Here is a 225-nt window from a genome sequence, read left to right as displayed (position 1 = left end):
ACTCCGGTTGTGGAGATATTTCTGAACTGGGAATTGATGGATTATTATCTAATTGCGGTTGAATGACTGTGGCTTCAGTCTTTGATACTGTCGCTGGCTGTGACGATATTTTTGAACTGGGAATTGATGGATTATTATCTAATTGTGGTTGAATGACTGTGGTTTCAGTCTTTGATACTAACTCCGGTTGTGGAGATATTTCTGAACTGGGAATTGATGGATTAT

The 225-nt window shown here is 38.7% G+C and carries 1 protein-coding gene; it reads right to left on the bottom strand.

From position 1 onward, the window contains the following. Positions 1 to 225: hypothetical protein (locus ACM0OR_RS28425; protein ID WP_414579748.1), on the bottom strand; the 225-nt coding region annotated here is incomplete at both ends.

The organism is Anabaena sp. CCY 9402-a (assembly GCF_963920945.1).
In the GTDB taxonomy this organism is placed as follows: Bacteria; Cyanobacteriota; Cyanobacteriia; order Cyanobacteriales; family Nostocaceae; genus Trichormus; species Trichormus minutissimus.
Note: the sequence above shows the minus strand (reverse complement) of the source record. Positions and strands in the feature narration are given on the sequence as shown.